This is a genomic window from Acinetobacter johnsonii (assembly GCF_048551975.1).
Classification (GTDB): domain Bacteria; phylum Pseudomonadota; class Gammaproteobacteria; order Pseudomonadales; family Moraxellaceae; genus Acinetobacter; species Acinetobacter johnsonii_A.
In genome coordinates this window covers 21,584-41,444 of sequence record NZ_JBIMCF010000007.1, presented here as the reverse complement: position 1 = coordinate 41,444, position 19,861 = coordinate 21,584, and the positions used below count along the sequence as shown (strand labels likewise).

At 41.4% G+C, this 19,861-nt stretch carries 19 protein-coding genes; 12 read left to right on the top strand and 7 right to left on the bottom strand.

Annotation, left to right across the window (positions count from 1 at the left end; genetic code table 11):
• Nucleotides 1-7: 7 nt before the first annotated feature.
• Nucleotides 8-1,030: an NAD-dependent epimerase/dehydratase family protein gene (locus tag ACG9ZB_RS07760; protein WP_419325237.1), complete on the bottom strand. Its 1,023-nt coding sequence runs from the start codon at nt 1,028-1,030 to the stop codon at nt 8-10.
• A gap of 13 nt (nt 1,031-1,043) precedes the next feature.
• Nucleotides 1,044-2,321 carry a Vi polysaccharide biosynthesis UDP-N-acetylglucosamine C-6 dehydrogenase TviB gene (gene tviB, locus ACG9ZB_RS07755; protein ID WP_419325236.1) on the bottom strand — a complete coding sequence of 426 codons (1,278 nt, stop codon included), beginning with the start codon at nt 2,319-2,321 and terminating at the stop codon, nt 1,044-1,046.
• Nucleotides 2,322-2,706: 385 nt separating this feature from the next.
• Here tviB and ACG9ZB_RS07750 point away from each other — a divergent pair, with 385 nt between their 5' ends.
• The 5 genes from ACG9ZB_RS07750 (at nt 2,707) to ACG9ZB_RS07730 (ending at nt 8,100) form a co-directional block, all read left to right on the top strand.
• Nucleotides 2,707-3,777 (top strand): polysaccharide biosynthesis/export family protein, encoded by a 1,071-nt coding sequence (locus ACG9ZB_RS07750; protein WP_201704305.1) that lies wholly within the window; start codon nt 2,707-2,709, stop codon nt 3,775-3,777.
• A gap of 2 nt (nt 3,778-3,779) precedes the next feature.
• Nucleotides 3,780-4,208: a low molecular weight protein-tyrosine-phosphatase gene (locus tag ACG9ZB_RS07745; protein ID WP_108675686.1), complete on the top strand. Its 429-nt coding sequence runs from the start codon at nt 3,780-3,782 to the stop codon at nt 4,206-4,208.
• A 31-nt stretch (nt 4,209-4,239) separates the two neighbouring features.
• Nucleotides 4,240-6,435 carry a polysaccharide biosynthesis tyrosine autokinase gene (locus ACG9ZB_RS07740; protein WP_419325235.1) on the top strand — a complete coding sequence of 732 codons (2,196 nt, stop codon included), beginning with the start codon at nt 4,240-4,242 and terminating at the stop codon, nt 6,433-6,435.
• Between the two features lie 213 nt (nt 6,436-6,648).
• Nucleotides 6,649-7,353: an FKBP-type peptidyl-prolyl cis-trans isomerase gene (locus ACG9ZB_RS07735; protein ID WP_419325234.1), complete on the top strand. Its 705-nt coding sequence runs from the start codon at nt 6,649-6,651 to the stop codon at nt 7,351-7,353.
• 54 nt (nt 7,354-7,407) lie between these two features.
• Nucleotides 7,408-8,100, top strand: a complete 693-nt coding sequence (locus ACG9ZB_RS07730; protein ID WP_419325233.1) for an FKBP-type peptidyl-prolyl cis-trans isomerase — start codon at nt 7,408-7,410, stop codon at nt 8,098-8,100.
• A 151-nt stretch (nt 8,101-8,251) separates the two neighbouring features.
• Here ACG9ZB_RS07730 and murJ read toward each other — a convergent pair whose 3' ends face one another.
• Both murJ and ampD read right to left on the bottom strand, forming a co-directional pair.
• Complete coding sequence (gene murJ / locus ACG9ZB_RS07725) at nt 8,252-9,808, bottom strand: murein biosynthesis integral membrane protein MurJ (RefSeq protein WP_419325232.1); 1,557 nt, start codon at nt 9,806-9,808, stop codon at nt 8,252-8,254.
• A 77-nt stretch (nt 9,809-9,885) separates the two neighbouring features.
• Entirely contained in the window at nt 9,886-10,458 is a 573-nt protein-coding gene (gene ampD / locus ACG9ZB_RS07720; RefSeq protein ID WP_419325304.1) for a 1,6-anhydro-N-acetylmuramyl-L-alanine amidase AmpD, read from the bottom strand.
• A gap of 184 nt (nt 10,459-10,642) precedes the next feature.
• Between ampD and nadC the strand changes: the two genes are divergently transcribed.
• The gene (gene nadC, locus ACG9ZB_RS07715) at nt 10,643-11,488 is read left to right on the top strand and encodes a carboxylating nicotinate-nucleotide diphosphorylase (RefSeq protein WP_419325231.1); all 846 of its coding nucleotides are present in this window, start codon (nt 10,643-10,645) and stop codon (nt 11,486-11,488) included.
• Between the two features lie 73 nt (nt 11,489-11,561).
• Here nadC and rph read toward each other — a convergent pair whose 3' ends face one another.
• Nucleotides 11,562-12,278, bottom strand: a complete 717-nt coding sequence (gene rph, locus ACG9ZB_RS07710) for a ribonuclease PH (RefSeq protein WP_004684198.1) — start codon at nt 12,276-12,278, stop codon at nt 11,562-11,564.
• Between the two features lie 161 nt (nt 12,279-12,439).
• Here rph and ACG9ZB_RS07705 point away from each other — a divergent pair, with 161 nt between their 5' ends.
• Nucleotides 12,440-13,117 carry a TetR family transcriptional regulator gene (locus ACG9ZB_RS07705; RefSeq protein ID WP_419325230.1) on the top strand — a complete coding sequence of 226 codons (678 nt, stop codon included), beginning with the start codon at nt 12,440-12,442 and terminating at the stop codon, nt 13,115-13,117.
• A gap of 109 nt (nt 13,118-13,226) precedes the next feature.
• On the top strand, nt 13,227-14,861 hold the full coding sequence (locus ACG9ZB_RS07700; protein ID WP_419325229.1) for an O-antigen ligase family protein: 1,635 nt from the start codon (nt 13,227-13,229) through the stop codon (nt 14,859-14,861).
• Between the two features lie 73 nt (nt 14,862-14,934).
• Here ACG9ZB_RS07700 and ACG9ZB_RS07695 read toward each other — a convergent pair whose 3' ends face one another.
• A complete protein-coding gene (locus ACG9ZB_RS07695) occupies nt 14,935-15,552 on the bottom strand; it encodes a thiol:disulfide interchange protein DsbA/DsbL (protein WP_419325228.1) in 618 nt (205 codons plus the stop codon).
• 180 nt (nt 15,553-15,732) lie between these two features.
• On the opposite strand from ACG9ZB_RS07695, the gene ubiG reads away from it, so the two are divergent.
• From ubiG to ACG9ZB_RS07675, 4 genes are all read left to right on the top strand, one after another.
• Nucleotides 15,733-16,449 (top strand): bifunctional 2-polyprenyl-6-hydroxyphenol methylase/3-demethylubiquinol 3-O-methyltransferase UbiG, encoded by a 717-nt coding sequence (ubiG, locus tag ACG9ZB_RS07690; protein WP_094148627.1) that lies wholly within the window; start codon nt 15,733-15,735, stop codon nt 16,447-16,449.
• Complete coding sequence (locus ACG9ZB_RS07685; RefSeq protein WP_419325227.1) at nt 16,446-17,141, top strand: HAD family hydrolase; 696 nt, start codon at nt 16,446-16,448, stop codon at nt 17,139-17,141. The genes ubiG and ACG9ZB_RS07685 overlap by 4 nt, the downstream gene beginning before the upstream one ends.
• 36 nt (nt 17,142-17,177) lie before the next feature.
• The gene (locus ACG9ZB_RS07680; protein ID WP_005401600.1) at nt 17,178-17,924 is read left to right on the top strand and encodes a YciK family oxidoreductase; all 747 of its coding nucleotides are present in this window, start codon (nt 17,178-17,180) and stop codon (nt 17,922-17,924) included.
• A 152-nt stretch (nt 17,925-18,076) separates the two neighbouring features.
• Entirely contained in the window at nt 18,077-18,496 is a 420-nt protein-coding gene (locus ACG9ZB_RS07675; protein WP_026056511.1) for a hypothetical protein, read from the top strand.
• 120 nt (nt 18,497-18,616) lie between these two features.
• On the opposite strand, the gene ACG9ZB_RS07670 is transcribed toward ACG9ZB_RS07675, so the two are convergent.
• Nucleotides 18,617-19,834: an RNA-guided endonuclease TnpB family protein gene (locus ACG9ZB_RS07670; RefSeq protein ID WP_419325226.1), complete on the bottom strand. Its 1,218-nt coding sequence runs from the start codon at nt 19,832-19,834 to the stop codon at nt 18,617-18,619.
• Between the last annotated feature and the right edge of the window lie 27 nt (nt 19,835-19,861).

Genomic DNA, 19,861 nt, shown 5'->3' with positions numbered 1-19,861 from the left:
TTCAATATCATTTTAAGTTGTTTACGTACCAAAGCATGGCCAATTGAATGCCTTCGGCAATTTTAAACTGCGGTGCATAACCCAAATGTTGCTCAATTTTGGCAATGCTGGCTTGTGAATGACGTACATCACCTGCACGAAACTCACGATAGACAGGATCACGCGCAAAGTTCACCGCATTTTCAGCAAGTGCCACTTGAATGGCGCGATATAGCTCATTCAAAGTCGTGCGGTCACCCACAGCCACGTTATAGACTTGGTTTTTGGCTTCATCAGATGCAGTTGCCGCCAAAATATTGGCTTGAACTGTATTATCGATAAAACAGAAATCACGGCTAGTTTCACCATCACCATTGATGAAGACATCTTCACCAGCGATCATCGATGCGGTCCATTTTGGAATCACTGCCGCATAAGCGCCGTTTGGATCTTGGCGCTGACCAAACACGTTGAAATAACGTAAACCAATCGCTTTAAAACCGTAGCTGCGTGCAAAAACATCGGCGTATAGTTCATTCACGTATTTGGTCACTGCATACGGTGAAAGCGGATTACCAATATTTTCTTCTACTTTTGGCAATGCAGGATGATCACCATAAGTCGAACTGCTGGCTGCATATGTAAAGCTGGCAACACCTGCATCACGCGCAGCAGTGAGCATATTTAAGAAACCGCTAATATTGGTTTCATTGGTGGTGATTGGATCGGCAATTGAACGTGGTACTGAGCCTAAAGCGGCTTCATGCAAGACATAATCTACGCCTGCACATGCTTTTTGGCAATCTGCAAACTGACGGATATCACCTTCAATAAAGCTGAATTTTGCCCATTGCTCCGCAGTCACTAAGCTATGCACTTCATCCAAATTATGCTGATGCCCTGTGGCAAAGTTATCTAAACCCACCACAGTTTGATTGAGCTTGAGTAAAGTTTCTAAAAGATTCGAGCCAATAAAGCCTGCTACACCTGTCACCAACCAAGTTTTAGGTGCAGTTTTGAGCTTGTCACATACCTGTTGATATTGATTCATGATGGTATGCTCCTTACAAACGTAGATCAGATTCGGCTTGAGATAACACATATTTCAAGTCATACAGCACATGATCAGCTTTACCCAAAGCACGAATTGCATCAGCGCCCATCACCTTAAATTGCTGGTGGGCAACCGCAAGAATCACAGCATCATATTTGCCATTTTCCAGTGTTTGCACTGGGCTAATACCATATTCATGCTCAGCCTCAGCAGCATCTACCCAAGGGTCATAGACATCAATCTGAGTGTGATATTCCTTGAGTTCATTGACGATATCAATGATGCGTGTATTACGAATATCTGGGCAGTTTTCTTTAAAGCTTAAACCTAAAATTAAGACTTTGGCATCTTCTACTTGAATGCGTTTTTTCAGCATGGCTTTCACCAACTGAGTGACCACATAAGCGCCCATACCATCATTTAAACGGCGACCCGCTAAAATAATTTCAGGGTTGTAGCCAATCGCTTGTGCTTTATGGGTTAGGTAGTACGGGTCAACGCCGATACAGTGACCACCAACCAAACCTGGGCGGAATGGTAAGAAATTCCATTTAGTACCTGCCGCTTGTAATACCGCTTCGGTATCAATGCCCATTTTATTGAAAATCAATGCCAATTCATTAATTAAGGCAATATTCACATCACGCTGAGTGTTTTCAATCACTTTCGCTGCTTCTGCAACCTTAATGCTAGCTGCTTTATGAGTACCCGCTTCAATAATCAGGTTATAGACTGCATCAACATAATCAGCAACTTCAGGTGTTGAACCCGAAGTGATTTTTAAAATATTGGTGACACGATGCAGTTTATCACCCGGATTAATACGCTCAGGACTATAACCCGCATAAAAATCTTGATTGAATGTTAAACCTGATACTTTTTCTAAAACAGGAATACAAACTTCTTCAGTTGCACCTGGATAAACCGTTGATTCATAGACAACCACATCGCCTTTTTTCAGTACTTTAGCAATACTTTCGGATGCTTTAACCAAGGGAGTCAGGTCGGGTTGCTTAAATTCATCGATCGGGGTTGGCACTGTCACAATAAAGAGATTACAGTCTGCTAACTGCTGTAAATTTGTGGTGTAGCTTAAATGCGTTGCTAGCTTTAATTCTTCTGGTGAAACTTCTAAAGTATGATCTTGTCCGCTCTGTAGCTCATCAATACGCTTCTGGTGAATATCAAAGCCCATCACGGGAACTTTTTTTCCAAACTCAACAGCTAGCGGTAAACCGACATAACCTAATCCGATGATGGCAATTTTTAATTCGGAGAGTTGTAACATACTGAAGCCTATGTCATCGATGAATCATCAATCATCGTTATGTTGTAAATAGCGTTAAATTATATCAGAAAATCAAATTTCGATTGTGTAATGATGTTCTAAACATACATAAAAAGTCATACTTCCCGATTCAAATAGATCAAATCTATTGTCCTTTTTATCTATATGCTATTTTGTTAAGATCAAAGTCTCAGGTACATTTTTTATATTTTATAAAAAACCTAATCGAATTACGTTTTAAAACATCAATAACTATATTAAATAGCGCGAATAGTATAGAATTTTGCAGTCTGAAACGTACAATTAGGGTTCATTGGCCCGTTCAAAAACATTCAAATTTATAAATAGGATTTATATTCGAGTGAATTACTATCGTTATAGCGTTATGCTGGTTTTGAGTTTAGGAATTACAGGATGTGCAATGACCCCTGGACTTCAGACATATGATTTACCACAACAAGGTTCCTATAAAACAGATCAAGGTGCTGAACTAAGTGTTGTACCTTTGACACAAAATAATATTCCTGCTATTTCTCAAGCGAATTCGCAAAATTTAGCTCAAATTCAAACGTTATTTCAGCATCAGCAATCCATATATAAATTAAGTGCAGGTGATGTTTTATCTATCCAACTTTGGGCTTATCCTGAAATTACACCACCAATTCAAGATGCAACTAATGTAAAAGCTGTTGGTTATCCCATTGATCCTAACGGTAATGTACAGCTTCCTTTAGTCGGGTCAGTTAAAATTGCTGGGAAAACACTTGCTCAAGCGAATACATATTTGCGTAGTCAATTTAGTAAATATTTAAAACACCCTGATGTTGTCGTTAGAGTATTATCTTACGAAGGCAAAAGATACTTCGTAAATGGTCAAGTACTTAAAAGTGGCCAATACACTTTAAATGATCAACCCATCAGCCTCTATACCGCACTAGGTCAAGCCGGTGGTATTGATACCAAAACTGGCGACACCACTAATATTCAACTCATTCGTAATGGCGCTACGTATAATTTAAATACCATTCAACTCGAAAAAAATGGTTTATCACTACATAATTTATTAATTCGCCCGAATGACACAATTTTTGTAAATACAAAACAAGATCAAAAACTGTATGTCATGGGTGAATCAAGTAAAAGCCAAGCGATTAACTTACGCGATCAAGGGATGTCTTTAAGTGATGTATTGGGTGAAAGTGAAGGGATTAACCCTTACTCAGCTAGTGCAGCTAGAATTTATGTCATGCGTACAGATTTAGATCAGAAGCAGTCAACTATCTATCACTTAAATTTGAGTAGTATTGGTAATCTAGCATTAGCCAATCAATTTTCCATGAAAAAGAATGACATTGTATACATTGATGCAACTGGTTTGACTCGTTGGCAGCGTGTAGTCAATCAGATTATTCCATTCTCGAGCGCACTTTATAGTTTTGATCAGCTTGGGAAATAATTATGGCGTTTAAAAATATACTCGTTGTCTGTGTCGGAAATATTTGCCGTAGCCCGATGGCAGAATATTTCCTAAAGACGAATTGCCCCAACCAACACATTGAATCTGCAGGATTGTCTGCAATGGTAGGACATCATGCAGATGAAAAAGCAATTCATTGTATGGACCAATTTAATATTGATATGCGTCCACATATTGCAAAACAGATCAATGCATCTTTAATTAAGCAAGCAGACTTAATTCTAGTAATGAGTACGAATCAGGCTCAGCATATAGAAAAACAATGGCCGTTTGCAAAAGGTAAGGTCTTTAGATTAGGCCACTGGCAAGGAAAAAATGTCCCTGACCCTTATCAACACGATCAAGACTTTTTTAATGAGTCCTGTAAAAACATAAGCAATTATGTTCAGGATTGGATGCCACATTTTTAATATAAATTATTGAATAATCAGTTGTTAAACTATGACTCAAACCTCAAAAACTGAAGATGATACTATTGATTTAAAAGAGCTCTTTTTTTCTCTGATTGCTCAATGGAAAACTATTGCTCTTTGCATCATATTAAGTTTAATCTGTGCCTTACTCTATATTCGCACCACACCTTCCATATATTCTACGGATGCTTTAGTTCAAGTCGAAGATGGCAAAAGTGCTGCGTCTGCTGCATTACTAGGCGAACTCAAAGAAGTTTCTGGTGGTCTTGGTCAAAAATCGCCTGCCGATGCAGAGATTGAGATCTTAAATTCTCGAATGGTGTTAGGCAAAGTGATTGATGACCTCAATCTGAACATCAGTATTCAAGATCAAAATAATAGCTTCTTTAAAAAACTTCTCTCTTCAGAAAAAGGCCAATTCAAATTTGATGGCCAAGGCGTTAGTTATAGCACCAAGCAAAATAATTTTTTAGTTAAAGAGTTCGATGTCCCAAATTATTATTTAGATAAAAAACTGACTTTAGATTTCAAAGCAGACTCTAAATTTACCCTAAGTCATAAAGATAAAGTGATCTTTGAAGGGCGTTTAAATCAACTCAATCAATTTGTTGACGGCTATGGAGCTTGGAAAATTAATATTTCAAGTACACAGCCATTTGAACACGCTTTTATATTATCTAAACTCTCACTGCCTTCAGCTGTCAAAAACTTAAAATTAAATTATGGTGTAGCAGAAAAAGGGAAAATGACAGGTGTCATTGGTTTAAATTATGCTGGAGAAGATAAACAGCATATTACCAATGTGCTGAATCATATTTTAGAAATTTATCACCAACAAAATATTGAGCGTAAATCGTTAGAATCAAAACAAACCCTCAATTTCTTAGATCAACAATTACCTGAATTAAAGCAACAACTTGAACAATCTGAAATTAAATTTAATGAGTTTCGTGAAAAATACAATACTGTAGATGTCACTCAAGAAGCTGAACTCATGCTCAAGCAAAATATTGAACTCGAGAAAATGCGTATTGAGTTAAAACAGAAACAAGCCGAATTGTCTGCTAAATATACACCGGATCATCCGTTGATGGCTGAAATTAATGCACAGGTAAATTCTTTAAATCAAAAAACTCAAGAATTAAACAAGTCTATTAAACAACTTCCAGAAACACAGCGCCTGTACTTACAACTTTATCGTGATGTCAAAGTAAATACTGAGCTTTATACATCACTTCTTAACAGCTACCAACAGCTCAAAATTGCAAATGCTGGGGAAATTGGTAATGTCCGTATCATCGACACAGCTGTTGAACCTGAACGACCAATCAAGCCTAAAAAATTAATCATTTTGATTTTATCATTATTTGTAGGTGGTTTTATTGGTGTATTAATTGCACTTGTTCGCAACATGATGCGTTCAGGGATCAAAGACTCTGCTCAAATTGAAAATGAACTTGATTTACCTGTTTATGCCACTGTACCACGTTCACCTGTGCAAGAAAGCCGTATTAACATTCTGAAAAAGAAAAAGAATATTCCTATTCTGGCTGTTAAAAATAGTGATGATATTGCGATTGAGAGCTTAAGAAGTATGCGTACAGCCATTCATTTCGCTCTAAGCTCTGCCAAAAACAATATTATTATGATTTCTGGCCCTGCACCAGAGTTGGGTAAATCGTTTATTTCAACCAACCTAGCCACCATTTTGGCGCAAAGTGATAAGCGCGTATTATTGATTGATGCCGATTTACGTCGTGGTTATATGCACAAATACTTTAACTATGATGTGCAACCTGGTTTGGCTGAATATTTAAATGGTCAACACGAGTTAGGCAGTATTGTACGCAGTACTGAAGTTGAAAATTTAAGCGTCATTAGTCGTGGTAAAAGTCCTGCCAATCCGTCAGAGTTGTTAAGTACTCAAAAATTTGCAGAGATGCTCACGCACTTGTCGAGCCAGTTTGACCATATTCTGATTGATACCCCGCCAGTTCTTGCGGTCACCGATGGGATTATTATTTCACAATATGCGGGTGTGAATTTGGTAGTGGCACGTTATGCTAAGACGCAAATGAAAGAGCTTGAACTGACTGTCAACCGCTTCGAACAAGCTGGCGTGAAAGTGAATGGCTTTATCCTGAACGATATTCAACGTTCAGCAGGTTCTGGTTATGGCTATAACTATGCTTATGCCTATAAAGCCAATAAAGAATCAGACTAAATACATCCTCTAACCGATAAAAAGCCAGAACTTGATTTCTGGCTTTTTATTTTGTATGACAAACGTTTATATATTCAAATCCTTATAGTTTTTTTAAGGACTTCGGCATATATTAATTTGAAAATGTACTGGTGGTACAAAACACGTCATTCATGAAGTCTGCTAAGATGCTAAAAAACTTTTTGAATGTAATAGAATTAGGAAAAATTTCACATGAGTAAAGCCTTACCCATTGCTGTAGCTGTTATTCTAGGCGGTGCTGCACTTGTTCCCGTTTATTATGCATCTCAACACCCAGCTTCAGCCGAAGCCCAAGTTTCAAAAAATGCATCTGCCGTAGAAAAAATTAGCTATGCACTGGGTTATGAGGTTGCTCATCAAACCCCACCAGAACTCGATATTAACAGTTTTGTAACCGGTGTCCGTGCAGGTCATGCCCGTAGCCAACCCGCCTATAGCGAAGAAGAATTAAAACAGGCCTATGAGCAGTTCCAACAAGAAATGCAGCAAAAACAGGCTAATGATGCGAAGCAAGCACAGACAACCAGTGACAGCTTCTTAACTGAAAATGAGAAAAAACCTGGGGTGAAAACCACAGCGTCAGGCTTACAGTACAAAATCACGCAAGAAGGCACAGGCAAGCAACCCTCTGCCAGCTCTGTCGTGACCGTGCATTACAAAGGCCAACTGGTCGACGGTAAAGTCTTCGATAGTTCGCTTGAGCGTGACGAACCGATTGAGTTCCCTTTAAATCAAGTGATTCCAGGTTGGACTGAAGGCCTACAACTCATGAAAGAAGGTGGGAAAGCGACACTTTACATCCCTTCTAACTTAGGCTACGGACCACAAGGTGTACCCGGCATGATCCCAGCCAACAGCACGCTTATTTTTGATGTTGAACTGATCAAAGTAAAATAAGACAAGTCAATCAAAGGAGAGCTTTTGCTCTCCTCTTTTTATTGAGAATACAATATGAAAATTCAAACAACATTACTCTGCGCCTTGTTACTTTCTACACCTATTTTTGCTGCACCGATTAATAATAAAAGCAGCATCAACCAACAAGTCGGTTATAGCTTTGGCTATCTCATGGGTCGTAGCAATGCCGAGTCAATTCAAGATTTAGATCTCGATGCTTTTGTGCAAGGGTTACGTGAAGCCTCTAAAGGCCAAGCTGCGTCATTAAGTGATGAAGACATGGCGCGTGTATTGACTCAATATAAACGCCAAGCCGAGGCAAAACAGTTATTAGAAGTTAAGCAACTGGCTGATAAAAATGCCAAAATTGGTGCAGCCTTTTTAGCTGAAAATGCGAAAAAACCCGAGGTGAAAACCACGGCTTCAGGTCTGCAATATATGGTTTTGCAACAAGGCCAAGGCAAGTCACCTAAGGCCAATAGCAAAGTCAAAGTCCATTATGAAGGACGTTTGATTGATCAGACCGTTTTTGACAGCTCGATTGCACGCCAACAGCCTGCGGAGTTTCAAGTCAGCCAAGTGATTCAAGGTTGGACTGAAGGCTTACAGCTAATGAAAGAAGGCGCAAAATATCGCTTATTTATTCCTGCTAAACTGGGCTATGGCCAAATTGGTTCAGGTGATGTGATTGAACCGAATAGCACCTTGATTTTTGATGTGGAACTGATTGAAGTGTTGCCAAAATAAGGCAGTAATGCAAACGCAATGCTATATATAAAATAAAAAGCCTGATCTTCGTGATCAGGCTTTTTATTAAGTTCAATCTATTCTTCAATCAAGCTATGCTTTTTTAAGCTACGCGCTTCGCTCGCAGTAAAAAATAAAGTACTGCTTTGTTTTATGCTTCATGTTTGAGATGACGTGGTCTAAACCCAGTAAATAGCAAACCAACCGCATATGCCACAACGCCGACCACGCACAACCCGATCACTTCGGCAACGCGTATCCACTGTGACACGTCACCATTATACCAAGTCAATGCATACCACAAAGCCACAATCATCACGGCGTTAGCAATACCAAACTGAATAAACAGTTTTTTCCAGTGTGCGCCAAAACGGAAAATATCGCGCTTGTGTAGATAGAAATACAACATCCCCGCATTCACCAGAGCAGAGCCCGAAGAAGCTAAAGCTAAAGCCATATGCTCTGCCTGCCAGTCAATCAGTTTAAAGAAGCCAATAAACACTACGTTTAAAATCGCATTTGCAGCAACGGCCATTAAACCGACACGGACTGGCGTTTTGGTGTCTTGCTGCGCATAAAATCCGGGTGCAAAGACTTTAATCAACATAAATGAAATCACCCCAGCACTCATACATTGCAGTGCTAAAGCCGTCATTTGTGTATCTTCAAGGGTAAATTGTCCGCGTTGGAATAGGGCCTGAATAATGGGGGTCGATAACATAAACAGCGCAATACTCGCAGGCACCCCCACCAAAACAATGACCTTCGCAGCCCAATCCATCATGCCACGAAACTTCGACATATCTTGCTCTGCATGACGGGTCGACAACGCGGGTAAAATCACCGTACCAATCGCTACGCCAATCAAGCCCAAAGGTAATTCAGTCATACGTTCCGCACTATATAACCAAGACACAGAACCATCTTGCATAAACGAAGCCCAAATGGTGTTCAGGAGTAAGTTGATTTGCGTGACAGAAACACCAAATAGCGCAGGCAGCATCAATTTCATGATGCGATCCACCCCTTCATGTTTAAAATCAACTTTTGGCGGAATCAGTAACTTTTTATGCCAAAGTTCTGGAATTTGGATCGCTAATTGCAATACACCCGCAGCAATCACCGCCCAACCCAGTGCCATAATCGGTTCAGCCATATACGGCGTCAACCACCATGCTCCTGCAATCATCGCAACATTCAGCAATACTGGTGAAAATGCGGGTGAAGCAAAGGAACCATAACTATTTAGAATACTGCTGGCAAAGGCTGTCAGCGACATAAACAATAAATAAGGAATAGTGAGGCGGAACATCGAAACTGCCAGATCAAACTTCTCTGGATCGGCATGGAAACCCGGTGCATAGATGTATAGCACTGCTGGAGCTGCGACCATAGCAATGAAGGTTAAAGCCGTCATAACGGTCATCAAACAACCAAAGACACGACTGATCAGAATTTGAACTTCCGCATGGGTACGCCCAGTTTTATATTCGGTCAGTACTGGAATAAACGCCTGTGAGAATGCTCCCTCGGCAAATAACCGACGGAAGAAGTTCGGGATACGAAAGGCCACCACAAAGGTATCGAAATCTTTCCCTGCACCAAAGACATTTAGTAAGACAATGTCTCGTACCAAACCCAAGACCCGAGAAAGCATGGTCATTGCACTTACAATTACGGTTGACCGCCACAGCGCCATCGTATCCACCTAGTTTTTCATTTGCCGCTATTGTAATGAAACTTCAGCGAATATTTGATTGTTTAATGTTGTTGTCGACTCTCAATTCATTGACTTTTTAACTGCTGCAAACGATTTCGATAGTCTAACCAATCAAAAAATGTGCCTGGATCGGTCTTACGTCCTGGCGCAATATCGGAATGTCCCGCCAAATGCTGCTGAATTTGAGGATAGGCCTGTTGTAAACAGGCAGTCACGTGTACCAATGTTTCATATTGGGCATCTTCAAAAGGCAACTCATCACTGCCCTCAAGCTCAATACCAATCGAATAATCATTACACTCTTTCTTGGCCAAATAGCTTGAGCGTCCTGCATGCCATGCACGATCGTTAAAATTGACAAATTGTAAGACTTCGCCACTTCTTAAAATCAGTAAATGCGCTGAGACTTGCATGCCTTGAATGGTTCGAAAATACGGATGTACTGACCAATCCAATTGATTTTGAAAAAATTGTTCAATATAGCCGCCACCAAATTGTGAGGGAGGCAAACTGATATTATGAATGACAATCAGTTGAATCTCAGTATCAGCAGGACGTGCATTAAAATTAGGCGATGGAATTTGTCTCGCTCCTAGCAGTTGCCCTGCGTGCACTTGAAACGACGGAATGACCTGCATATTTTTATTCCTCAAACCCATTACACCCTTTGGACAATCTTTTTTAATGTCTCTCATGCTAAATCTTTCCCCGTCATTTCTCAAATTGATCAGCGTTTGATTCTGAAATTTTCACGCCCTTTTCAGGAAAAATGCTAATATATTGCGCAATTTTCATGGCTTCTATAAAGATACGGACAATCGGATGAGCATATCGCAACAACTGCTTGAACAATCTATTCAACTGAATATTCAACAGGCATTACAAGAAGACATCGGTGATGGTGACATTACGGCACTTTTGACACCTGAAGATGAACAAGCGACTGCGACCATTATTAGCCGTGAAGACATGATTCTTGCAGGTCAACCTTGGGTCAATGCATTAATTGCAGCTTTTGATCCAAGTGTTGAAATCACGTGGCTAAAAAACGATGGCGATTTGGTTCGTGCCAATGAAACCATTTTCAAACTGGCGGGTTCAGCACGCAGCTTACTTACGGTTGAACGCCCTGCACTCAACTTTGTACAAACACTATCTGCTGTAGCAACCAAAACGGCGGAATATGTCAAACAACTGGATGGCTTAAACACCAAGTTGCTGGATACCCGTAAAACCCTGCCGGGTCTACGTATTGCCCAAAAATATGCGGTCGCGGTCGGCGGCGGTCAAAACCACCGTTTAGGTTTATTCGATGCTTTTTTAATTAAAGAAAATCATATCATGGCAGCGGGTGGCATTGCTCAAGCCATTGCCAAAGCGCATCAAATTGCCCCAGACAAACCTGTCGAAGTCGAAGTTGAAACTTGGGCGGAATTAGACCAAGCATTGGAAGCCCAAGCCGATATCGTGATGTTAGATAACTTTAGCCAGCAACAAATGATTGATGCGGTCAAGCATGTTGCAGGACGGTGTAAATTGGAAGCGTCAGGGAATATCACCATTGCCAACTTGCGCGAAGTCGCAACCACAGGCGTGGACTATATTTCGATGGGTGTATTGACTAAAGATGTCAAAGCAGTCGACCTTTCTATGCGTTTTAATGCTTAATTCTAATAGTTGGCATTCAATCCACACCCAATAAAAAACGCACTCTCAAGTGCGTTTTTTATTGGGTTAAAACTTACCAGCCCAGTGCTTGCTGCTGTTTTTTCACCAATTCTTGAATGCCCTTTTCCGCCATTTCTAACATGGCATTACACTGTACACGGGTAAAGGGTTTATCTTCTGCCGTGCCTTGAATTTCAATAAACTCGCCAGCTTGGGTCATGACCACGTTTAAATCCGTTTGGCAGTTTGAGTCTTCTTCATAGCACAAGTCTAAAAGTACTTCGTCTTGGAAAATACCGACTGAAATGGCAGCCACTAAGCCTTTTAATGGATCTTGCTTAATTTTCTTTTTCTCAAGCAACGTATTCATAGCATCAATGAGGGCCACGGCAGCACCGGTGATCGCAGCAGTACGTGTACCACCATCAGCCTGAATCACATCACAGTCGATGGTGATGGTGTTTTCACCGAGTTTTTTTAAATCCACCATGGCACGTAGACTACGGCCAATCAAACGTTGGATTTCTTGCGTACGACCACTTTGCTTACCACGCGCAGCCTCACGGTCACTACGGGTATGCGTCGAACGCGGCAACATGCCATATTCAGCGGTTACCCAGCCCTGACCCTTGCCTTTTAAAAAGCGTGGTACTGAGTTATCAATACTTGCAGTACAAAGAACTTTGGTATGACCAAACTCAACCAATACCGAACCTTCCGCATAACGTGTGTAGTTACGAGTAATGGTGACATCACGTAATTGATCTAATGTTCGTTGGTCGATACGCATAATACGCCCTTCATCTGACTAAATAGGTTGGCACATAGTATAGCAGAAGCAGACCCAAAGCATTTGTCTGACTGCATTGCATTTGTAATTGATCGCCTGCTTCCCTACCCATCCATATTCTTTGTTAAACTGAAGCTTAAAAGAGGCTGAGGCAATCATCTATGTCGATTCGGGAAGAACGTAAACAACAAAGCCGTCAAGCTTTGCTGAATGCTGCATTACAACTCAGCACCTCGGGACGTTCCTTTGCTCGCATTAGTCTCCGTGAAGTCACTCGCCAAGTGGGTTTAGTACCGACCGCGTTTTATCGCCACTTTAATGATCTGGATGAGTTAGGACTTGAACTGGTCGATCAAGCAGCGCTCCACATCAAAAGCATGTTAACCCAATTGGGGCAAAACTATGTTTATGGTCCACATGCTACGATTGAGCACAGTTTAGATTTATTTTTTCATGCTGTAGAGCAACATCCTGAACAGTGGATTTTCTTGATTGGAGAACGTTGGAGTGGTTCTACCTTGATCCGTGCAGCCGTTGAGCGAGAAATAGCCTTTTTAATCGATGACTTCGCCCATGCATTAACCCGCATTGAAAGCATGCAACATATTCATGACAGCGAGGACCTCAAAGTATTGGCCAATATCTTAATGGATGCCTCCTTTAACTGGGCCATGCGCTGGATTGGTTTGAGTCGAGATGTGGCTCCCGAGAAACTACAACAGCAGCAGGCTGTATTTAAACTGCAAACCATTGTGCAGATTCAACTCATGTTTCGCGGAATATCCAATTGGCAACGACCATCTGCTCAAACTAAACACGCCAACCCGACCTTACATTAAGCCGCTCACAGACGCAATTTTTGCCGTATTACAAATTTTTTAATGCGCTTTGCTCAAACTTGGATGCTTTTTCACTATCATAGAGCCAGTTTTTTCATCTGTAGCTCCTATGCGTTTTTTTCTTTTTTTAGCGGCGAGTGTCTGTATTGCCTTGGCATGGCTATTGCCCATTCATTATCGACCTTGGGTCACCTATACAGGTGAATTGTTTGCATTTTTATCTTTATTTGCACTCTCTGCCTTATTTTTAAAAGAAAAACTCTTGCTCCCGAAAGTGAGTCTGCCGCTATTGCTGTTGAGCCTCGTGCCCTTCATTCAGTACGGTTTTGGCGAGCTGTTCTTTTTCAGCAAAGCACTGATGTGTGGCTTATATATCTTTGCATTCTGGCTGAGTATGGTTTTAGGTTTTAACCTGAGCCAAAAAACCTTGGAACGTGAGCAATTATTTAGTGGTCTGTGTACTGTATTTTGGTCGGTCGGTCTGGTAACAGCGCTCATCGCCACTTGCCAATGGCTCAATATTGAACAGTACATTCCTGGTATGACTGCCTTAAAAGGCGATCGTCCTTATGCCAACTTTGCTCAACCGAACAATATGGCGAGCTTTCTGATGCTGTCCTTACTCGGCACACTGTACCTATTTGAAAAGAAAAAATTCAACTCGATTCTGCTGTGCGCAAGTGCTGCATTGATGTTATTTGCGGTAGCCCTGAGTCAGTCCCGCACATCATGGGTCGCAAGTATCTGTGTACTGCTGTATTTGCTCTATCAGCAGTACAAAGGTGTGGTTCAACTGAAGTGGTATAGTGCCCTCGCATGGTTTGCGTTGTTCATTGCATTTACTGCGTTTATTCCACAACTCAATCACCTGTTGGCTCAGTTGTCTAATGTCGAAGTGACCCAAACCCGTGATGCAGTTGCGCGAGCAACGGGCGATATGTCACGTCTTGCCATTTGGCAACAGATGCTCCATGCCATTGCTGAGCGACCTTGGTTTGGTTATGGTTGGCATCAAACCAGTGTGGCTTACACCCTAATCAGTGATCAGTTCCAAGGCCCCGTTTGGGTAAAAAGTGCGCACAACTTCATTCTCGACTTTATGTTGTGGAATGGATTAGTGATTGCGATTCCATTTTTTGCCTATCTTAGCTATTGGGGCTATCAACTGCAAAAGCATGCGACATCGCTCGAATCTGTGATTGGCCTTCTGATGGTCGGCGCTTTACTGATTCACGGTATGCTCGAATTTCCGTTGTTCTACGCTTACTTCTTACTACCACTCGGGTTGATTCTAGGGATCATTCAATCCCAGCAAAAAGTGAAAACGTGGACTTTACCGAGCTTTGCCATGCCGATCACATTTACTGTCTGTGTGGTCTTGGTCGCACTGATTATTCGTGACTATGAGTTGATGGTACCAAAGCTGAATCAGGCTTCTCGTTATGAACAGACTCCTGAAAAGTTCACCAATAAAGATCATATTTTACTGCTGTCGGAGTTTAACCGCCGCATTGAATGGATTCAGTTAAATCCATACAGCAAAGTCAGCCCTGAGCAAATTCGTGACTATGAGGAAATGGTGCTGAACTACCCGATCCCCTATGATTTGACCAAATTTGCCAAACTCTTGGCCTTTAATGGCTATGAAGCCGAAGCCCGTCATCAACTTTGGCGCTTAAAAACCTTAAGAAAAATTGAGCTGCGTTATGAGGATTTATTACAACCTGCATCAAGTGTGCAATAAAGATCGTTAACGAATAAAAAAGCCTGCTGATGCAGGCTTTTTTAACTGAATAAGGACTTAAAACAGATTCAGCTTATTTTGCAGCGCGTTCTTTTTCAATCAAGTAATCCACGACTTGAGTCACTTTAGCATCTTCACCTTGCACAATATATTTACCATTCACCGTCACCGCAGGTACACCACTAAGTTGATACCGCTTGGCTAAGTCTTGTGCTTGGGCAATTTTTGAAGTGATCGCAAATGATTTATAAGTGCTGTTAAATTTCGCTTCAGGAATACCAAACTGAGTATAGAACTTGGCTAAAGCAGGTTGCTCTAGAATTGGTTGATTTTGATCATGAATGGCATGGAATAACGTCAGGTGAGTCTTTTTACGTACACCCAAGGCCTCAGACACATAATAAGCTCGCGCCGCTTGTTCCCACACTGGATTCATGGCTGCTGGCGTACGCACAAAACGTACATCTTTCGGTAGTTTTTTCAACCAAGTCTGCATATGGGGTTCAAGTTTAAAGCAGTGACCACAGCCATACCAAAAGAATTCGCGGACTTCAATTTTCCCTGGCACTTCCACCTTTACAGGTGTTGGTACAACGATATAGTCCTGACCTGCCACAAAATTTGCAGCCAATGCGCTACCAGAAATAGCGAAAACAGCGGTTGCTAAGCCACTCAAAAGGAGTTTTTTCATTGAACTTATTGTCCTCAAAATCATTATGATAAGTTTATGCAAATACTATAAATCAAATATGCCAAATTCGTTTTCATTCTGTGAACTTTTTTCAGGCTTTTATCGCTTTTTCTAGAATAAACGCTACACTAAGCCCTATTGAACGTTTTAAATATCATGACTTAAATTGAGGTGCCGACGATGTCGCAACTGAATGTTGATCCACAAGAAATTGCCAAATTTGAAGCATTTGCTGCCATATGGTGGGATCAGCACTCGGAGTTCCGCCCTTTACATATGATCAATCCACTGCGCTTAAACTGGATTGATGAACATGCAGGTGGACTCAGTGGAAAAAAAGTTCTTGATGTCGGCTGTGGTGGCGGAATTTTAGCTGAAAGTATGGCACGTCGTGGTGCAAATGTGCTCGGCATTGATATGGGCGAAGCTCCGCTGAATGTGGCACGTTTACATGCAGAACAAGAAGGTGTTGAGCATATTGAATATCGCCAAATTCCAGTGGAGCAGCTCGCAGAAGAACAAGCAGGACAATACGATGTCGTGACCTGCATGGAAATGTTGGAACACGTACCCAATCCTGCATCAATCATTGAAGCCTGCCATAAACTGGTGAAACCAGGTGGTCATGTATTCTTCTCCACCATTAACCGTAATCCCAAAGCCTACCTGTTTGCTATTATTGGCGCTGAATATGTACTGCGCATGTTAGCCAAAGGCACCCACGATTATCAAAAATTCATTAAGCCCTCAGAACTGGCACATGATATTCGCGGTGCAGGGCTCAAACTGAAAGACATGACGGGTTTACATTACAACCCCTTGACCAAACGCTATTGGTTAGCGCCGAATGTCGATGTCAATTACATGGTTTATACCGTCAAAGAAGGTGCTGCATGAAAGCCGTCTTATTCGACCTTGACGGCACACTGATCGACACTGCCGCCGACTTTATTCGCATTATTCAAGACATGTGCCGTGAAAAAGGCGTCGCTGTGGTCGATGCAGACCTGATCCGCAGCCAAGTCTCTGAAGGTGCACGGGCGATGGTGAAATTGGTTTATCCAGAACTTGCCGTCGAAGACCCAATTTTTCTTGCACATCGTCAGCGTTTTTTAGATACATACGGTGCCGATATCGCAGTACATACTGACCTGTTTTCAGGCATGTATCCGCTACTTGAAAAACTTGAAAGCCAAGAGATTCCTTGGGGCATCGTCACCAATAAACCGCGCTGGCTCAGTGAAGCATTATTAGATGCGCTGAATTTGACAGAGCGCTGTGCGGTTTTAGTCTGCCCAGAGGATGTCTCACAGACCAAGCCTGATCCTGAGCCGATGTATTTGGCTGCCAAGCACATCGCGATTGCACCTCAAGACTGTATCTATGTTGGCGATCATCCACGTGACATCGATGCGGGTCGTAACGCGCAGATGTATACCATTTTGGCGGCTTATGGTTATTTACCATTCGCGCACAAAGATGACTTAACAGCGTGGCAAGCAGATTGTATAGTGAAGACTGTGGCTGAATTGGACGATGTTATTCAGTCTCTTGTGAGTCAAACTACACCGTCCAACTCACTGACTTGATCACAATTAAAAAATCAAAATAACGAGGAGGTAATGATGAAATATTCAGAATATCAACCTCGCCCCGATCTGCTCAAAGATCGCATCATCTTAATTACAGGTGCGGGCGATGGTATTGGTCGTGCTGCTGCATTAAGTTATGCCCTACACGGCGCAACTGTGGTGCTGCATGGACGTACCTTAAATAAGCTCGAAGTCATTTATGATGAAATTGAAGGCTTAGGTGCGCCGCAACCTGCAATTTTACCCTTGCAGCTGTCGAGCGCCTCTCCTCGTGATTATGAATTATTGGTCGACACTTTAGAGCGCCAATTTGGGCGCCTAGATGGCATTTTGCATAATGCGGGTATTTTAGGTGAACGCACAGAACTGGAAAATTATCCTGTCGATGTCTGGGATGATGTCATGGCCGTCAACTTGCGTGCGCCATTCGTTATGACTCAAGAGCTAATGCCACTCCTGAAAAAATCTGAGCATGCTTCCGTGGTTTTTGCCAGCTCAGGTGTCGGACGTGAAACACGTGAACGTTGGGGCGCATATTCTGTGTCTAAGATCGCGATTGAAGCGGTCAGCCAACTGTTTGCCAAAGAAAATACCTCACCGAATATCCGCTTTAACTGTATCAATCCGGGGGCGACCCGCACTGCAATGCGTGCCAAAGCCTATCCCGATGAAGATCCAAAAACATTGCCAACACCTGAAAATATCATGCCTGCCTATCTGTACCTAATGGGCGATGATAGTTTACATATGAATGGTCAAAGTATTGATGCACAAGACTAAAATGTGTCATTCAAAAGGAAGCTTCGGCTTCCTTTTTTTATGCGTCAAACTGAAGCTTAGTCATCTGCAACATGATCTCAAGTTCAGAAAAGGTTGTCTTTTTTCAATTTTTGCGGATACTGATGCCCAACTCCATTTTTGAAGCATATGCCATGACGGACTTGAGTAACATCACTGTACAACCCACTGAAGATGGTATGGTTAGCCTGTTGATTGACCAACAGCCGATTTCAGAAAAATATGGAATGAAGTTTGAAGCCAGTATTGTGGAGGAACTTCAAGCCCTGGAAAATGGCGCCACACTTAAACTTTTCGACCAGTTTGTTTTTGCCCATACCGACTTGAACTTTGAACATAGCTATCACTACGTCACGGTCATTGCTAAGAATGATGAACAATATAAAGCAAAGAAAAGCTTTGTTTATCGCATCAAAATTGACGGTCAGCCCGACATTGAGCATGCCATCAGCAAAAATGGTGAACCGATGACTGCAGCCGATGTACGTGAATTTATCCAAGCGCATGTACAGAAATCATTGACTGATTATACCGACCTCAACTACGCCTATTGACATACTCCCACCACCAAACTAAGAGTTATGGTGGGGGAATTTGTGCGACCTATGCAATCAAATTGATTACACCTTTCGATGCCACACTTGCGCTGACAAGTATTGTGGCATAGGAACTCTTTACACAGCACGAAGCCCTAGCGCATCAGCTAAAGCGAAATTACGGATATTTATACTCGCATTCACATCACGATCTTCAACCAAATTGCAATTTGGACATTCAAACAATCTGACACTTAGCGGTAACTTTTCCATCTTATAGCCACAGCAAGAACAAGTTTTTGAACTTGGAACAAATCTTCCAATTTGTAGAATATTCTTGCCAAACCATTTTGCCTTGTATTGCAATATCGTAAGAAATTGACCCCAAGCTACATCTGAAATAGACTTCGCTAATTTTCGATTCCTTACCATGTTTTTAATTCCTAAATCTTCTACTGCATACGTGGTCGCTTGGTTTTCACAGATCAAGTGATGCGTTAGTTTATGATGTAGGTCTAAGCGTTGCAAACGCACTTTTTCATGGATGAATGCAACACTTAACTTTTGACGCTGATAATTCTTAGATTCTTTCTGTTTTCGGACAAATATCTTTTGCTGTATAGCTAAGCGGTTTTGAGCCTGCCGTAAGTGTCTTGGATTTTCAACTTTATCACCATTAGATTGAATGAGCATGTGATTCAAACCCATATCAATTCCAATAGTTTGATCGGGTTGAACTGTTGTTGGTGCAACAAGCTCTAACTCAGACTCAACTAAGATAGAAGCATAATACTTACCTGTTGCTGTTTTGCTAATGGTGACAGTTTTAATTTTCCCATCAAATGTCCGACTAAATACAGTTTTTATCCCTTTAATTTTAGGTAGATGTAGTAAACCATGCTCAAAGCTCACCGTTGCGTGCTGAGGGCATTGATAAGACCGTTGAGGTACTTTCTTGGATTTGAAGCGTGGATAGCCAACAATATGACTCAATGGGCGTTTTTCATCAGGTTTTGACTTGTAGCCTTTAATTTTCCTGAATTCAATCTTGCCTTTCTTCAATCGCTGAAAAAAATTGTTATAAGCAGTATGCAGGTGAAGTAATCCACTAAGAAGTGATTGACTGTTTACTTCATTCAACCATTCAAATTCAGGTTGCTTCTTCATTGCAACCAATTGGTCTTGAATATCCTTTTTTGATAATAATTTTTGAGTTTCTGAATGGACTTTGGTTTGAAGAGCTAAAGCCCAATTAAAAATAAAGCGAGTGCATCCGAAGTGCTTTTCAAACTGCACTTTCTGTTGAGAATTTGGATAGATGCGATATTTATACGCTTTCAAAAAAGGTTGTTTCATGGTTATAATTTAACAAATCAATTACTT

Coding starts and splice junctions, on each gene's coding strand:
- ACG9ZB_RS07705 (WP_419325230.1), top strand. CDS start 12,440: ATGTCGATTCGGGAAGAACGTAAACAACAAAGCCGTCAAGCTTTGCTG.
- ACG9ZB_RS07735 (WP_419325234.1), top strand. CDS start 6,649: ATGAGTAAAGCCTTACCCATTGCTGTAGCTGTTATTCTAGGCGGTGCT.
- ubiG (WP_094148627.1), top strand. CDS start 15,733: ATGTCGCAACTGAATGTTGATCCACAAGAAATTGCCAAATTTGAAGCA.
- tviB (WP_419325236.1), bottom strand. CDS start 2,321: ATGTTACAACTCTCCGAATTAAAAATTGCCATCATCGGATTAGGTTAT.
- ACG9ZB_RS07745 (WP_108675686.1), top strand. CDS start 3,780: ATGGCGTTTAAAAATATACTCGTTGTCTGTGTCGGAAATATTTGCCGT.
- ACG9ZB_RS07700 (WP_419325229.1), top strand. CDS start 13,227: ATGCGTTTTTTTCTTTTTTTAGCGGCGAGTGTCTGTATTGCCTTGGCA.
- ACG9ZB_RS07730 (WP_419325233.1), top strand. CDS start 7,408: ATGAAAATTCAAACAACATTACTCTGCGCCTTGTTACTTTCTACACCT.
- ACG9ZB_RS07685 (WP_419325227.1), top strand. CDS start 16,446: ATGAAAGCCGTCTTATTCGACCTTGACGGCACACTGATCGACACTGCC.
- ACG9ZB_RS07695 (WP_419325228.1), bottom strand. CDS start 15,552: ATGAAAAAACTCCTTTTGAGTGGCTTAGCAACCGCTGTTTTCGCTATT.
- nadC (WP_419325231.1), top strand. CDS start 10,643: ATGAGCATATCGCAACAACTGCTTGAACAATCTATTCAACTGAATATT.
- ACG9ZB_RS07680 (WP_005401600.1), top strand. CDS start 17,178: ATGAAATATTCAGAATATCAACCTCGCCCCGATCTGCTCAAAGATCGC.
- ACG9ZB_RS07670 (WP_419325226.1), bottom strand. CDS start 19,834: ATGAAACAACCTTTTTTGAAAGCGTATAAATATCGCATCTATCCAAAT.
- ampD (WP_419325304.1), bottom strand. CDS start 10,458: ATGCAGGTCATTCCGTCGTTTCAAGTGCACGCAGGGCAACTGCTAGGA.
- ACG9ZB_RS07750 (WP_201704305.1), top strand. CDS start 2,707: ATGCTGGTTTTGAGTTTAGGAATTACAGGATGTGCAATGACCCCTGGA.
- rph (WP_004684198.1), bottom strand. CDS start 12,278: ATGCGTATCGACCAACGAACATTAGATCAATTACGTGATGTCACCATT.
- ACG9ZB_RS07675 (WP_026056511.1), top strand. CDS start 18,077: ATGACGGACTTGAGTAACATCACTGTACAACCCACTGAAGATGGTATG.
- ACG9ZB_RS07740 (WP_419325235.1), top strand. CDS start 4,240: ATGACTCAAACCTCAAAAACTGAAGATGATACTATTGATTTAAAAGAG.
- ACG9ZB_RS07760 (WP_419325237.1), bottom strand. CDS start 1,030: ATGAATCAATATCAACAGGTATGTGACAAGCTCAAAACTGCACCTAAA.